Consider the following 13,001-nt stretch of genomic DNA (forward strand, 5'->3'; position numbering starts at 1 on the left):
GAGCATGATCATGAATTACCTAGACAGCTTGTATTGGATACACGAAAGATCTAAATTTGGTATCAAACCTGGCGTCAAACGTATGGAATGGATGCTAGAACAATTAAATAATCCCCAACATAAAATAAGAGGTATTCATGTGGGTGGAACAAATGGTAAAGGTTCAACTGTTGCATACTTGAGAACCGCATTAATTGAGAACGGATACTCAGTCGGAACATTTACCTCACCATTTATCGAAAGTTTCAATGAACGTATCAGTTTAAATGGTGTACCAATTATGAACGATGAACTTGTTCAATTAGTTGAACAAGTTAAACCTGTTAGTGAAGCCTTAGAGATAGAAACAGATTTAGGTGGGGCTACTGAATTTGAGATTATAACAACAATGATGTTCCTTTACTTTGGTGAGATAAATCCTGTTGATTTTGTGGTAATTGAAGCAGGTTTAGGAATAAAAAATGATTCGACGAATGTTTTTAAACCTGTGCTATCCATACTCACAAGTATAGGACTTGACCATACAGATATCTTAGGTACAACTTATTTAGATATCGCAAAAGACAAGGCAGCTATAATTAAACCACATATACCGATTGTTTATGCGGTGAAAAATGACGATGCTTTAAAGTATGTGAGGGATTACGCGCTAGAACAAAACGCAAAACCAATCGAATTGGATCGGGAGATTACCGTTGTCTCCCAAGATGATGAGTTCACATATCGGTATAAAGATTATGAATTAGAAACTATCATTCTTAATATGTTAGGGGAACATCAAAAGGAAAATGCAGCACTTGCAATTACTGCTCTCATTGAATTAAATGAAAGACAAATTATAGAACTAGATTTTAATAAAATGATAGACGGTATAGAATCTGTGAACTGGACAGGTAGAATAGAACAAGTAAAAGAACAACCATTAATGGTTGTTGACGGTGCTCACAATAATGAAAGTGTTGATGCGTTAGTAGACACAATTAGACATTATTATGGAAGAGATAAAATTGATATTTTATTTTCTGCCATTAAAGGAAAGCCAATTCATAGTATGATTAACAAATTAAATGATATTGCCTCAAAATTCTATATAGCAGATTTTGAGTTTCCAAAAGCATTAGCTAAAGAAGAAATTGCCGAAGAATTGAAATTAGATAATTTACATTTAATTGATGATTATGTTGATTTTATTGAAAATTACGAAGGTGATGGGCTGATTATTACTGGAAGTTTATACTTCATCAGTGAGGTAAAAGCAAAAATTAATTTTAATTAAATTCAAAAGAGTGACAACTGCAGTTAAAACTGTAAGTTTCACTCTTTCTTTTTATAATCTTCTTTAATAATTTATGTTTATTAAAGTATAGAAAAAAGACATACTCACGAATGAATTGTAAAATTCCTCTCATATTTACTTTTATTTAAGACTGTTTATAATAAATATTGAGGAGTGTGATATATGCTATTACTTGCCTATACTTGTAGCATTATATTTAGTTTTCTTTATCAATTTTGCAATCAAAATATAGTAAAACTTCAATATCTTTATTCAAGGTCTCACTGTGATTTTTGTCATACTATCATTAAACCCTTAGATTTACTGCCTATTATAAGTTTTTTAAAACTTCGTGGACAATCTCGTTGTTGTAATCAACCATTACAACGGTTATATTTAATCGGAGAATTCGTTTCGTTTAGTGCAATTTTCTTCTTTTATCCTACTCATTTTAATATACACTTCATATTATTTTTAACAACTTTCCTGTTTCTACTGACGATGTGTCTTTACGATATTCACTCAATGCATATAGATTTAAGACTCTTATTTGTCTACACAATCGTATCCGTTTTCGTAACCCAAACCTATTTTGGTAATTTTGTAATGATATTTTTGATTTCACATGTCATTTATCTATTCGCATCTAAATTTATAGGGTATGGAGACATATTGCTTTTTAACATATTGGGACTTATATTTCCGTTAAATTTTTTCTTTTTTATTGTTGTATTTACGTTTATTATTGGGGGGATTTTTGCCATAATTTTAAAATTTTTTTCTTTTAAAGATATTAAATATTTACCTTTAATACCATTTATATTCATATCATTCGTAGTAACTTCATTAGTTTATCGTCACATTTTATTTCTTTTAGGGGGAGAATTTTATTGAGAATAAATGAAATGGCTCTGCATGAAAAACCTAGAGAGCGTTTAATTACATATGGCGCTAAAACTCTATCTAATGTTGAACTTTTAGCAATTCTCTTAAACACTGGTAGAAAAGGATTTTCTAGTATAGACATTGCAAACGAATTATTGAAGCAACAATCCACAATTAGAGATTTAAAAAAAATGTCTATCAATGATCTACTGAAAATAAAGGGCATTGGACTTTATAAAGCTGTAATATTGCAGGCTGCATTTGAACTAGGTGAACGTATTAATTCTACAAGCACTTTAGACAAAGTACAGATTACACATCCTAGTGATGTTGCTAGTCTGATGATGTCGACAATGAAAGATTTAGAGCAAGAACATTTTGTTGTACTTTTACTTAACTCAAAAAATATAGTCACAAAACAAGCTTGGGTATATAAAGGCACATTGAATAGTTCGATTATTCATCCAAGAGAAGTATTTAATATTGCAATAAGAGAGTCTTCTAATTCAATAATAGTTGTACATAATCATCCTTCAGGTGATGTAACACCTTCGAAAGAGGATATTACTACAACTTATAGACTTAAAGAGTGCGGAGATATATTAGGTATAAATTTACTTGATCATATTATTATTGGTGATAATAAATTTACGAGTTTAGTCGAAGCGGGGTATTTTGATGAATAAAAAAGCTAGCTTAATACATTAACAATTTTAATTAAAAAATTTGTATAGCTAACTTATCATTTATTATTGAATAAAACCTGAAAAGTTTTGAAAATGCTCAAATAACCATAATACACCTTGATAACCTAAATAGATACATAACAAAACAATGCCAGCTGAAATCAAAAAGCGTAATATAGATAATCCAACTTTAAATAAGAGGATGACTAGCAAAACAATTAAAATAATCGTTAAAATGCTCATTGTGTTGAACCTCCTTAAATCACTTATATTGTATATGTAGTATTATATATTATATTAACAGATTTGCCATCGGTCTATAGATACATCATCTATACGGCTATAGTCTGATGTAATGAAAAATATTTTAAATTATACTAAATTTGATTTGTAAAGGGGGGTTCGTATGAGGTATATCTTTAGTGTTATAAAAAATATTATTGCAGTAATAGCGATAATATTGATTATATATATAGCTCTTCAACATGCACCATTTCTCAAAAATCAAGAATGGAACCCACTTAATGATATGAACAATCATCATCAAAATATCACACAAAAAGCGAGTCAAAAAAATAATACACTCTATTCACAGCCTAGTAACGATAAAAGTTACATTTTAAAAGATAATGATATCATCAATAATGTTCCAGCAAGTCAAATCAAGACAGTTTTTAATATGATTGATAAGGCAGAATTTATGTCTGTTTCAGGATTAGAACGTATGGGATTCAATGACGAATATCTTGCTGGTCAACAAGGTGATGAATTTATTATTTATAAATTTGGTGATGATTATATCCGAGTTTATAATACTGAATTCGAAATGAACGAAGACTTAAATCAATTAAAGCAACCTATTAATTTGAAGCCAATTGAAGCCTATCAATAACAATAGGAATGATTCATTTGAAAACCAGTTTTAAATACGTTAGGGTTTATATAGATTATTTATAAAGGTTGGTGTGATTCAAAATGGCTGAACAATCGAAAGAAAAACAAGCTAATGAACAAGCAAAAGCGCAAAATCTTTTTGCTCGCTGGAGAAAAGAAGAAACACTTTATAGTGAGGATGAAAAGAAAGAGAAGTCTTCAAATAAGAAAGATAAAGAATAGCTTATCAAAGTAAAGTGAATCAGTAAGTGTAATACAGTAAGTAAAATTGCTCATTTTAGAATGATATAAATATTTTTATCATTTTAATAAAAATAAAATCTTGATCTTTGTGTTAAGCCTGGGACGATGAATTTTGTTCCAGGTACTTTTATGTTCTGACAGCTAATGATTATACTGAAAAATTATTTGAAGTCTAGTTATATCAAGATTTAGTGCCGTTTTCCAAAGCTCGTTTAATCTATCTATTTTATTAATTAGATTAGTTAATGTTAGTTCTAAAGTGGCAAATAATATAATAGAATCAATTTCGTAAAGTTAGTGCTTTATTTAACTGAATGAGTAATATAAAATATATAAAGATACTAATTTTAGTCATATAGAGGTGTTCTGGGTGCTTAAGTTTTTTAGAAATAACAAGCTCATTGTCGTTTTGTGTGCAATGATTATTTTTATTGCATTAATAGGGTTATCGATACGTTCTCAGACCCAATCTCCACCTGAACAATACGTAGGAGACTCTGTATCATTTGGACAAAGAGTTATTAGTTATCCAATTCAATTTGTTACTGGATCTATTGGTAATTTATTTGAAAAAGGAAGCTCAAAAAAGGATAAAAATAAAATCAAACAACTTGAAGCTAAAAATGAAGAGTTAGAATCAGAAAATAAGAAATATAAAAAAGAACTTGATATCAAAGATTTATCAAAATATGAACCTATTTCTACTACAGTTATTGCGAGAAACCCAGATCAATGGATGAATACGATATTAATAGATAAGGGCTCTAAAGCAGGTATAAAAAATAATATGGCCGTCATGACATCAGAAGGATTAGTTGGAAGAGTAACCAAAGTTAATCAATTTTCATCACAAGTAGACCTTATTTCCACTCATACTCGGGCAGGAAAATTATCTGTTAATATTCACCACGGTACTAAGAATATTTTTGGTTTAATTGATCGATACGACAATAAAAACGAAGAATTGATCATAAGTGATATTAATAACAAAGATAGCGTTAAAAAAGGAGATAAAGTAGTAACAAGTGGATTAGCAGATCAATTACCTAGTGGGTTGTATATAGGTGAAGTAACAAAAGTCGAAAATGATCAATACGGGCTTGCAAAACAAGTACGGGTCAAAACTGGAGCTGATATGACAGATTTAACTCATGTATATGTTGCTAAACGTGATGTTAGTACTATTCCTAATGAAGGTAGTGATAATTAATGCGTACTTTTTATTACTTTCTAATAGGAATACTTCTATTTTATATTGATACCATTATAGGGCTTACCATCCCCATGCATTTCGGAAAAATTGATATTATTTTTGTACCACATTTAACTATCATGTACATTCTTATCATGACTGTTTACCGAGGTTTTGGCGTTGCTATGTCTTTAGCTTTCTTCTTCGGAATAGTAACTGATTTATATTTCGGAAGTATATATGGTCTATATATGTTTGGATATATCATTTTAGTTGTTATAGTTGATAAATTTTTTAAGATCTTTTATCGTGATTATTCTGTATTATTTTTTATCATTTTATTATCCACAGTATTTTTAGAAATATATGTGGCTATGATTTATGGAGTAATAGGTTTCATTGAATTTAATTTAATAGAGTTTGTATTATTAAGACTTATTCCAACTCTCATCATTAATTTTTTACTACTAATTATGTTATTTCCTATTATTATTAAATTTACTAAAAAAATAAAAAACACAATTGACAGTAAGGCTTAGTGATGGTAAGATGCAGTAGTTGAGTAGTTTCAAGCTACATACAACCGCTCACATACAGGTTGAAGTACAATCATATTGTCACCTGTATATGGCGTGACTTATTATATAGGAGGTGCAAAGTATGTTTGCTATTATTGAAACAGGTGGAAAACAAATCAAAGTAGAAGAAGGTCAAGAAATCTACGTTGAAAAATTAAATGCTAACGAAGGTGACTCTTTCACTTTTGATAAAGTTTTATTTGTAGGTGGCGACTCAGTTAAAGTTGGTGCTCCAACAGTTGAAGGTGCATCAGTAACTGCGACAGTTAATAAACAAGGACGCGGTAAAAAAATTACTGTCTTCACTTACAAACGTCGTAAAGACTCTAAACGTAAAAAAGGCCATCGTCAACCATATACTAAATTAACTATCGATAAAATCAACGCATAATCGTATGATTACTGTTGATATTACGGTTAATGACGAAGGTAAGGTCACAGATGTAGTCATGGATGGTCATGCAAATCATGGTGAATATGGTCATGATATTGTCTGTGCAGGAGCATCAGCAGTCTTATTTGGAAGTGTTAATGCTATAATGGGATTAACATCAGAGAAGCCAGATATCAACTATGAAGATGACGGCGGATATTTTCATATAAGAAGTGTTGATACGAATAACAAAGAAGCTCAATTAATTCTTCAAGCAATGTTAGTTTCTTTACAAACGATAGAAGAAGAATATAATGAAAATATCAAATTAAATTATAAGTGAGGTGTATCCCGATGTTAAAATTAAACTTACAATTCTTCGCATCTAAAAAAGGGGTAAGTTCTACAAAAAACGGACGTGACTCTGAGTCTAAACGTTTAGGTGCAAAACGTGCTGATGGTCAATATGTATCAGGTGGTTCTATTCTTTATCGCCAACGTGGTACTAAAATCTACCCTGGTGAAAATGTAGGTCGTGGTGGCGATGATACATTATTCGCTAAAATCGACGGCGTTGTTAAGTTTGAACGCAAAGGTCGCGACAAAAAGCAAGTTTCTGTATACGCAGTTGCTGAATAATTTTGTCTAGTAAACACCAGAAGTGAATACTTCTGGTGTTTTATTTTGTTTAGGTAAAGATACTTATTGACTATAGTTTTTATATCATTATGTATAGTGATATAATTAATAAGATGAAAATTTCGGAGTAAAAGAGGTGAGATATATGTTCGTCGATCAAGTGAAAATATCTCTAAAAGCTGGTGATGGAGGTAATGGCATCACTGCTTATAGAAGAGAAAAATATGTACCTTTTGGTGGTCCAGCTGGTGGCGACGGTGGTAAAGGTGCTTCTGTGATATTTGAGGTGGATGAAGGATTGAGAACTTTATTAGATTTCAGATATCAAAGACATTTTAAAGCTAAAAAAGGCGAAAATGGTCAAAGTAGCAACATGCATGGTAAAAATGCGAAAGACTTAGTGTTAAAAGTACCACCAGGTACAATTATTAAAAGTGTTGAAAGTGAAGAAGTGCTTGCAGATTTGGTTGAAGATGGCCAACGTGCTATTGTAGCTAGAGGAGGACGTGGCGGGCGTGGTAACTCAAGATTTGCTACCCCTAGAAATCCTGCACCTGATTTTAGTGAAAATGGTGAGCCAGGCGAAGAATTAGAAGTAACTTTAGAGTTGAAATTGTTAGCAGATGTTGGATTAGTAGGTTTTCCTAGTGTAGGTAAATCCACATTGCTTTCAATAGTTTCTAAAGCGAAACCTAAGATAGGTGCTTATCATTTTACGACAATAAAACCTAATCTAGGTGTCGTTTCAACGCCTGATCATAGAAGTTTTGTTATGGCAGATTTACCAGGATTAATTGAGGGCGCTTCTGATGGTGTCGGCCTTGGACATCAATTCTTAAGACATGTTGAACGAACTAAAGTGATTGTCCATATGATTGATATGAGTGGGTCAGAAGGTCGAGACCCTTTAGATGATTATAAAATTATTAATCAAGAATTAATAAATTATAAACAACGCTTAGAAGATCGTCCGCAAATTATAGTAGCAAATAAAATGGATTTACCTGATTCACAAGGGAATTTGTCACTTTTTAAGGAACAATTAGATAATGATGTGACAGTCGTTCCTGTTTCAACTATTACGAGAGACAATATTGATCAATTATTATATCAAATTGCTGATAAGCTCGAGGAAGTTAAAGATGTTGACTTCTCGGTTGAAGAAGATGAGAATTTAGGTGTTAATCGTGTATTATATAAACACACACCATCAGCAGATAAATTTACTATTTCTAGAGATGATGACGGCGCATATGTAGTGAGTGGCAATGCTATTGAAAGAATGTTTAAAATGACTGATTTCAATAGTGATCCAGCTGTAAGAAGGTTTGCAAGACAAATGCGGTCAATGGGTATTGATGATGCTTTAAGAGAGAGAGGTTGTAGCAATGGTGATATTGTTAGAATCTTAGGTGGAGAATTTGAATTTGTCGAATAGGGGTGTCTAAATTGGACAATAAAGACAATCGAAAATTTTATTTAATTAGAGAAGATGTACTACCAGAATCTGTCATCAAAACTTTAAAAGTTAAGGATGCTTTAAAAAATAATTCGAATTTGTCCATTTATGATGCTGTAAAACAATTCAATCTCTCTAGAAGTGCATTTTACAAATACAGAGAGACAATATTTCCAGTAGATGAAAAAATATTAGATCAAAGAGAATTTACTTTGATTTTATATGTAAATGATATTGTTGGAATGTTAGCCCAAGTTCTTAATGCAATCTCGCAACTTAAATTATCAGTTTTGACAATACATCAAAGTGTTCCAATTGAAGATAAAGCGACAATCACATTATCTTTGAATGCGGGAAATTCTAATTTATCCATTGACGAGGTCATTGAATCATTAAGAGAGATAAATCATGTAACTAAAGTAGACTTAATAAGTATGACTATGTAAAGGAGTACTGACATGTATGCATATATTAAAGGAACATTATCTCAATTGTTCCCTACACATGTAGTAGTTGAGACATGTGGCATAGGTTATGAAATACAAACGCCTAATTCGTATCGTTTTCAAAAATATCTTGAAAAAGAAGTCCAAATTTATACTTCACTAATTGTACGAGAAGATGCCCAATTACTATATGGCTTTATCAATGAAGAGGAAAAAGAAATGTTTCTTAGCTTAATAAAAGTGACTGGTATAGGACCTAAATCCGCTTTGGCGATACTTGCTTCAAGTACACCACATGAAGTTAAATTAGCTATCGAAAATGAAAATGATGCTTATTTAACACAATTTCCTGGGATAGGAAAGAAAACTGCAAGACAAATTGTGTTAGATTTAAAAGGGAAGGTTACAATTACTGAAGAAAATAGTGACGATTTATTACAAACTCAAGTTAATGGTAATGAGCAAAATCAAATTATATCTGAAGCACTATTAGCTTTACAAGCACTGGGCTATTCTAAACGAGAATTAAGTAAAGTAGAAAAATCACTCAACAAACATAATGTGAATAGTGTGGATGAAGCCGTTAAAATAGGACTACAAACACTAGTTTCTTAATGGAGGAAGTCAAATGGATAAAAGAATGGTCGATCAAGAATTTCATAATGAAGATACTGACTTGGAATTATCACTAAGACCAACACAATTAAAGCAGTATATAGGTCAATCCTCTATAAAAAGTAATTTAGAAGTCTTTATCAAGGCTGCTAAACTTAGACAAGAGCCTCTCGATCATGTCTTGTTATTTGGTCCTCCAGGACTAGGTAAAACGACTTTATCAAATATCATTGCTAATGAGATGGATGTAAATATTCGTACTATTTCAGGACCATCTTTAGAAAGACCAGGTGACTTAGCAGCGATATTATCTGGGTTACAGCCAGGTGATGTGTTATTTATCGATGAAATTCATAGATTAAGTAGTGTTGTTGAAGAAGTTCTGTACCCTGCTATGGAGGATTTTTTCTTAGATATCATTATTGGTAAAGGCGATGAAGCAAGAAGCATTCGAATAGATTTGCCGCCTTTTACATTAGTTGGAGCAACGACAAGAGCCGGTAGTTTGACGGGTCCGTTAAGAGATCGTTTTGGTGTGCATCTTAGATTAGAGTACTATAATGAAAATGATTTAAAGGAAATAATCACGCGAACTGCAGAGGTGCTTGGAACGGACATCGATAAGGAAAGTGCTTTAGAATTAGCTCGTCGCTCTAGAGGTACACCTAGGATAGCGAATAGGTTACTAAAACGTGTAAGAGACTTCCAACAAGTAAATGAAGACGATCAGATATATATTGAAACGACTAAACGAGCATTACAATTATTGCAGGTTGATCAACAAGGTTTAGATTACATCGACCATAAAATGATGAATTGTATTATTAATCAGTACAACGGTGGTCCTGTTGGATTAGATACAATTGCAGTTTCAATAGGTGAAGAACGAGTGACTATAGAAGATGTATATGAACCTTTCTTAATCCAAAAAGGTTTCTTGGAAAGGACTCCACGTGGGAGAAAAGCAACTGCTTTAGCCTTTGAACACTTTAATACTACTAACGAAAAGAGGAAATAATTTGAATATCGAAGATTTCGATTATCATTTGCCAGAGTCTCTCATTGCACAAACACCACTAAAAAACAGAGACCAAAGTAGATTGTTAGTTCTTAGAAAAGATACTGGTGAGATGACACACTTACATTTTAGAGATGTCATCCATTATTTTGAGCCAGGTGATACATTAGTTCTTAATGATACACGTGTTATGCCTGCTAGATTATTTGGCCAAAAAGAAGAAACTGGTGCTAAAGTTGAAATGCTAATGCTCACCCAAATTGAAGGTAATGATTGGGAAGTTTTACTTAAACCTGCAAAGAGAATTAAAAAAGGTCATCGTCTAAATTTTGGAGATGGTAAAATCGTTGCTGAGTGTATTGAGGAACTTGAACAAGGTGGGCGTATTATGCGTCTACATTATGAGGGTATACTTCAAGAACGCTTAGATGAATTAGGTGAGATGCCATTACCTCCATACATTAAAGAAAGATTAGATGATCCTGATAGGTATCAAACGGTTTATGCTAAAGAGAGTGGATCAGCAGCTGCACCAACAGCAGGTTTACATTTTACTGATGATTTATTAAATAAAATTGAACAAAAAGGGGTTCATATTGCCTTTATTACATTACATGTTGGATTAGGAACCTTTAGACCCGTAAGTGTTGATAATATCGATGATCACGAAATGCATAGTGAGTATTATCAAATGACACAAGAAACGGCTGATTTATTAAATCAAACAAAAGAAAATGGTAAGCGTGTGATATCAGTTGGGACAACATCAACGCGTACATTAGAAACGATACGTCGTGATCATCCTCAATTTGTTGCTACAAGTGGATGGACTGATATCTTTATTTATCCTGGCTTTGAGTTTAAAGCGATAGATGGATTAATTACTAATTTCCACTTACCCAAATCAACGTTAGTCATGCTAGTTTCAGCATTTAGCAGTAAAAAATATATTTTAAATGCTTATCATAAAGCTGTTGAAATGGAGTATCGATTCTTTAGCTTTGGAGATGCAATGTTAATTATATAAAAGAATGTGAGGTTTAACATATGCCTGCAGTGACATATGAGCATATAAAAACATGTAAACAATCCGGTGCCAGATTAGGAATTGTACATACACCGCATGGATCTTTTGAAACACCAATGTTTATGCCGGTTGGGACAAAAGCAACAGTTAAAACAATGAGCCCGGAAGAATTAAGAGACATAGAAGCAAAGATTATATTAGGAAACACATATCATTTGTGGTTACAACCAGGAAATGATATTATCAAGCACGCTGGGGGATTACACAAATTCATGAATTGGGACGGTCCAATTTTAACAGATTCTGGTGGTTTCCAAGTATTTAGTTTAAGTAATTTGCGTAAAATTTCTGAAGAAGGTGTAGAATTTAGACATCATACTAATGGCTCAAAACTATTTTTGAGTCCTGAAAAGTCTATGCAAATACAGAATGATTTAGGTTCTGATATTATGATGGCATTTGATGAATGTCCACCAATGCCAGCTGAATATGAGTACGTCAAGGATTCAATCGAACGTACAACTCGATGGGCAGCCAGATGTTTAAAAGCACATCAACGCCCTGAAGATCAAGCACTGTTCGGCATTATTCAAGGTGGAGAATACAAAGACTTAAGAGAACAAAGTGCTAAAGAACTTGTCAATCTTGATTTTCCAGGGTATGCAATAGGAGGGCTGTCTGTAGGTGAGCCAAAACCTGTTATGTATGACATGGTTGAACATACAGAACAATTTATGCCGAAAGATAAACCTAGATATTTAATGGGAGTAGGTTCTCCTGATGCTTTGATTGAATGTAGCATTAGGGGTATGGATATGTTTGATTGTGTATTGCCTACTAGAATTGCTAGAAATGGTACTTGTATGACATCAAATGGTCGATTAGTTGTTAAAAACGCTAAATATGCAGATGATTTAAGACCACTTGATGAACAATGTGACTGTTATACATGTCAACATTACACAAGAGCTTATATTAGACATCTAGTTAAAGCGGAAGAGACTTTTGGTATCCGTCTTACTACTATTCATAATTTACATTTTCTGCTAAAATTAATGGAAGATATTAGACAAGCCATTCGAGAAGACCGTCTTTTAGATTTTAAAGATGAATTCTTTGAACAATATGGATTAAATGTAGAAAACCCTAAAAACTTTTAAAGAGGAGTAACTAAAATGGAATTAACTTCATTGATTATACCAATTTTATTATTGGTTGTAATGTATTTCTTATTAATAAGACCACAACAAAAACGTGCAAAAGAACATCGTGCAATGATTAACCGTGTAGAAGCGGGTCAAAAGATTACTACAATCGGTGGTATTAAAGGAACTATTAAAGCTGTAGATGAAACTTCTGTAATCATTACTGTAAATAGTAATGGAACAGAAATGACTTTTGAAAAACCAGCAATAAAACAAGTAGACCCTTCATAAATACAGATTGATACCTAAATGTAGGGGATAAATAGCTTATGGAATATTTTATCTTTCTACTGTAATGGTATTTTAGTCTTAAATGAATAAAATAAATTCATTTTAACTTCTGTATTGATTATTATAATGTTAAGAATGCCTGGGACAATTTCTGTCTCAGGTTTTTTAGCATTGTTTAAATAGAAAAAATATTATAAAATTGTTGCATTTTTAGACAATAATTTCACTATTTCT

At 32.1% G+C, this 13,001-nt stretch carries 18 protein-coding genes and 1 other annotated feature; of the genes, 17 read left to right on the plus strand and 1 reads right to left on the minus strand.

Going from position 1 to position 13,001, the window contains the following annotated elements; all coding sequences use genetic code 11:
- Positions 1 to 10: 10 nt before the first annotated feature.
- The 3 genes from HMPREF2897_RS06430 to radC all read left to right on the plus strand — a co-directional run bounded on the left by HMPREF2897_RS06430 (position 11) and on the right by radC (position 2,847).
- Positions 11 to 1,276 carry a bifunctional folylpolyglutamate synthase/dihydrofolate synthase gene (locus HMPREF2897_RS06430; RefSeq protein WP_002446632.1) on the plus strand — a complete coding sequence of 422 codons (1,266 nt, stop codon included), beginning with the start codon at positions 11 to 13 and terminating at the stop codon, positions 1,274 to 1,276.
- 183 nt (positions 1,277 to 1,459) lie between these two features.
- Entirely contained in the window at positions 1,460 to 2,170 is a 711-nt protein-coding gene (locus tag HMPREF2897_RS06435; protein WP_002446631.1) for a prepilin peptidase, read from the plus strand.
- A complete protein-coding gene (gene radC, locus HMPREF2897_RS06440) occupies positions 2,167 to 2,847 on the plus strand; it encodes a RadC family protein (protein ID WP_002446630.1) in 681 nt (226 codons plus the stop codon). Before HMPREF2897_RS06435 ends, radC begins: the two co-directional genes overlap by 4 nt.
- Positions 2,848 to 2,910: 63 nt before the next feature.
- Here radC and HMPREF2897_RS06445 read toward each other — a convergent pair whose 3' ends face one another.
- Positions 2,911 to 3,090 carry a hypothetical protein gene (locus HMPREF2897_RS06445; RefSeq protein ID WP_002446629.1) on the minus strand — a complete coding sequence of 60 codons (180 nt, stop codon included), beginning with the start codon at positions 3,088 to 3,090 and terminating at the stop codon, positions 2,911 to 2,913.
- Between the two features lie 163 nt (positions 3,091 to 3,253).
- Here HMPREF2897_RS06445 and HMPREF2897_RS06450 point away from each other — a divergent pair, with 163 nt between their 5' ends.
- From HMPREF2897_RS06450 to yajC, 14 genes are all read left to right on the plus strand, one after another.
- A complete protein-coding gene (locus tag HMPREF2897_RS06450; RefSeq protein WP_002446628.1) occupies positions 3,254 to 3,739 on the plus strand; it encodes a DUF4930 family protein in 486 nt (161 codons plus the stop codon).
- An 83-nt stretch (positions 3,740 to 3,822) separates the two neighbouring features.
- Complete coding sequence (locus HMPREF2897_RS06455; protein WP_002446627.1) at positions 3,823 to 3,963, plus strand: hypothetical protein; 141 nt, start codon at positions 3,823 to 3,825, stop codon at positions 3,961 to 3,963.
- Positions 3,964 to 4,354: 391 nt separating this feature from the next.
- Positions 4,355 to 5,194: a rod shape-determining protein MreC gene (mreC, locus tag HMPREF2897_RS06460; protein ID WP_002446626.1), complete on the plus strand. Its 840-nt coding sequence runs from the start codon at positions 4,355 to 4,357 to the stop codon at positions 5,192 to 5,194.
- Entirely contained in the window at positions 5,194 to 5,715 is a 522-nt protein-coding gene (gene mreD, locus HMPREF2897_RS06465; protein WP_002446625.1) for a rod shape-determining protein MreD, read from the plus strand. The genes mreC and mreD overlap by 1 nt, the downstream gene beginning before the upstream one ends.
- A gap of 32 nt (positions 5,716 to 5,747) precedes the next feature.
- Positions 5,748 to 5,824, plus strand: a sequence feature (ribosomal protein L21 leader region).
- A 12-nt stretch (positions 5,825 to 5,836) separates the two neighbouring features.
- Positions 5,837 to 6,145 (plus strand): 50S ribosomal protein L21, encoded by a 309-nt coding sequence (rplU, locus tag HMPREF2897_RS06470; protein WP_001830820.1) that lies wholly within the window; start codon positions 5,837 to 5,839, stop codon positions 6,143 to 6,145.
- A 4-nt stretch (positions 6,146 to 6,149) separates the two neighbouring features.
- Positions 6,150 to 6,470 carry a ribosomal-processing cysteine protease Prp gene (locus tag HMPREF2897_RS06475; protein WP_001830797.1) on the plus strand — a complete coding sequence of 107 codons (321 nt, stop codon included), beginning with the start codon at positions 6,150 to 6,152 and terminating at the stop codon, positions 6,468 to 6,470.
- Between the two features lie 11 nt (positions 6,471 to 6,481).
- Positions 6,482 to 6,766: a 50S ribosomal protein L27 gene (gene rpmA, locus HMPREF2897_RS06480; RefSeq protein ID WP_001830822.1), complete on the plus strand. Its 285-nt coding sequence runs from the start codon at positions 6,482 to 6,484 to the stop codon at positions 6,764 to 6,766.
- A 145-nt stretch (positions 6,767 to 6,911) separates the two neighbouring features.
- On the plus strand, positions 6,912 to 8,204 hold the full coding sequence (gene obgE, locus HMPREF2897_RS06485; RefSeq protein ID WP_070592825.1) for a GTPase ObgE: 1,293 nt from the start codon (positions 6,912 to 6,914) through the stop codon (positions 8,202 to 8,204).
- Positions 8,205 to 8,215: 11 nt separating this feature from the next.
- Positions 8,216 to 8,671 (plus strand): ACT domain-containing protein, encoded by a 456-nt coding sequence (locus HMPREF2897_RS06490; protein WP_070592826.1) that lies wholly within the window; start codon positions 8,216 to 8,218, stop codon positions 8,669 to 8,671.
- Positions 8,672 to 8,683: 12 nt separating this feature from the next.
- Positions 8,684 to 9,286 (plus strand): Holliday junction branch migration protein RuvA, encoded by a 603-nt coding sequence (gene ruvA, locus HMPREF2897_RS06495; protein ID WP_002457788.1) that lies wholly within the window; start codon positions 8,684 to 8,686, stop codon positions 9,284 to 9,286.
- Between the two features lie 13 nt (positions 9,287 to 9,299).
- Complete coding sequence (ruvB, locus tag HMPREF2897_RS06500; protein WP_002487462.1) at positions 9,300 to 10,304, plus strand: Holliday junction branch migration DNA helicase RuvB; 1,005 nt, start codon at positions 9,300 to 9,302, stop codon at positions 10,302 to 10,304.
- 1 nt (position 10,305) lies between these two features.
- Positions 10,306 to 11,331, plus strand: coding sequence for a tRNA preQ1(34) S-adenosylmethionine ribosyltransferase-isomerase QueA (gene queA / locus HMPREF2897_RS06505; protein ID WP_060545577.1), 1,026 nt, complete (start codon positions 10,306 to 10,308; stop codon positions 11,329 to 11,331).
- Between the two features lie 20 nt (positions 11,332 to 11,351).
- Entirely contained in the window at positions 11,352 to 12,491 is a 1,140-nt protein-coding gene (gene tgt / locus HMPREF2897_RS06510; RefSeq protein WP_058702835.1) for a tRNA guanosine(34) transglycosylase Tgt, read from the plus strand.
- A 15-nt stretch (positions 12,492 to 12,506) separates the two neighbouring features.
- Entirely contained in the window at positions 12,507 to 12,767 is a 261-nt protein-coding gene (gene yajC / locus HMPREF2897_RS06515) for a preprotein translocase subunit YajC (RefSeq protein WP_001830800.1), read from the plus strand.
- Positions 12,768 to 13,001: the final 234 nt, after the last annotated feature.

It is taken from the genome of Staphylococcus sp. HMSC065D05, from assembly GCF_001813195.1.
GTDB lineage: Bacteria > Bacillota > Bacilli > Staphylococcales > Staphylococcaceae > Staphylococcus > Staphylococcus epidermidis.

Bases quoted from the DNA above. Each gene is read 5' to 3' on its own strand.
- HMPREF2897_RS06430 (WP_002446632.1), top strand. From the start codon at position 11: ATGAATTACCTAGACAGCTTGTATTGGATACACGAAAGATCTAAATTT.
- HMPREF2897_RS06435 (WP_002446631.1), top strand. From the start codon at position 1,460: ATGCTATTACTTGCCTATACTTGTAGCATTATATTTAGTTTTCTTTAT.
- HMPREF2897_RS06445 (WP_002446629.1), bottom strand. From the start codon at position 3,090: ATGAGCATTTTAACGATTATTTTAATTGTTTTGCTAGTCATCCTCTTA.
- HMPREF2897_RS06450 (WP_002446628.1), top strand. From the start codon at position 3,254: ATGAGGTATATCTTTAGTGTTATAAAAAATATTATTGCAGTAATAGCG.
- HMPREF2897_RS06455 (WP_002446627.1), top strand. From the start codon at position 3,823: ATGGCTGAACAATCGAAAGAAAAACAAGCTAATGAACAAGCAAAAGCG.
- mreD (WP_002446625.1), top strand. From the start codon at position 5,194: ATGCGTACTTTTTATTACTTTCTAATAGGAATACTTCTATTTTATATT.
- rplU (WP_001830820.1), top strand. From the start codon at position 5,837: ATGTTTGCTATTATTGAAACAGGTGGAAAACAAATCAAAGTAGAAGAA.
- HMPREF2897_RS06475 (WP_001830797.1), top strand. From the start codon at position 6,150: ATGATTACTGTTGATATTACGGTTAATGACGAAGGTAAGGTCACAGAT.
- rpmA (WP_001830822.1), top strand. From the start codon at position 6,482: ATGTTAAAATTAAACTTACAATTCTTCGCATCTAAAAAAGGGGTAAGT.
- obgE (WP_070592825.1), top strand. From the start codon at position 6,912: ATGTTCGTCGATCAAGTGAAAATATCTCTAAAAGCTGGTGATGGAGGT.
- ruvA (WP_002457788.1), top strand. From the start codon at position 8,684: ATGTATGCATATATTAAAGGAACATTATCTCAATTGTTCCCTACACAT.
- ruvB (WP_002487462.1), top strand. From the start codon at position 9,300: ATGGATAAAAGAATGGTCGATCAAGAATTTCATAATGAAGATACTGAC.
- tgt (WP_058702835.1), top strand. From the start codon at position 11,352: ATGCCTGCAGTGACATATGAGCATATAAAAACATGTAAACAATCCGGT.
- yajC (WP_001830800.1), top strand. From the start codon at position 12,507: ATGGAATTAACTTCATTGATTATACCAATTTTATTATTGGTTGTAATG.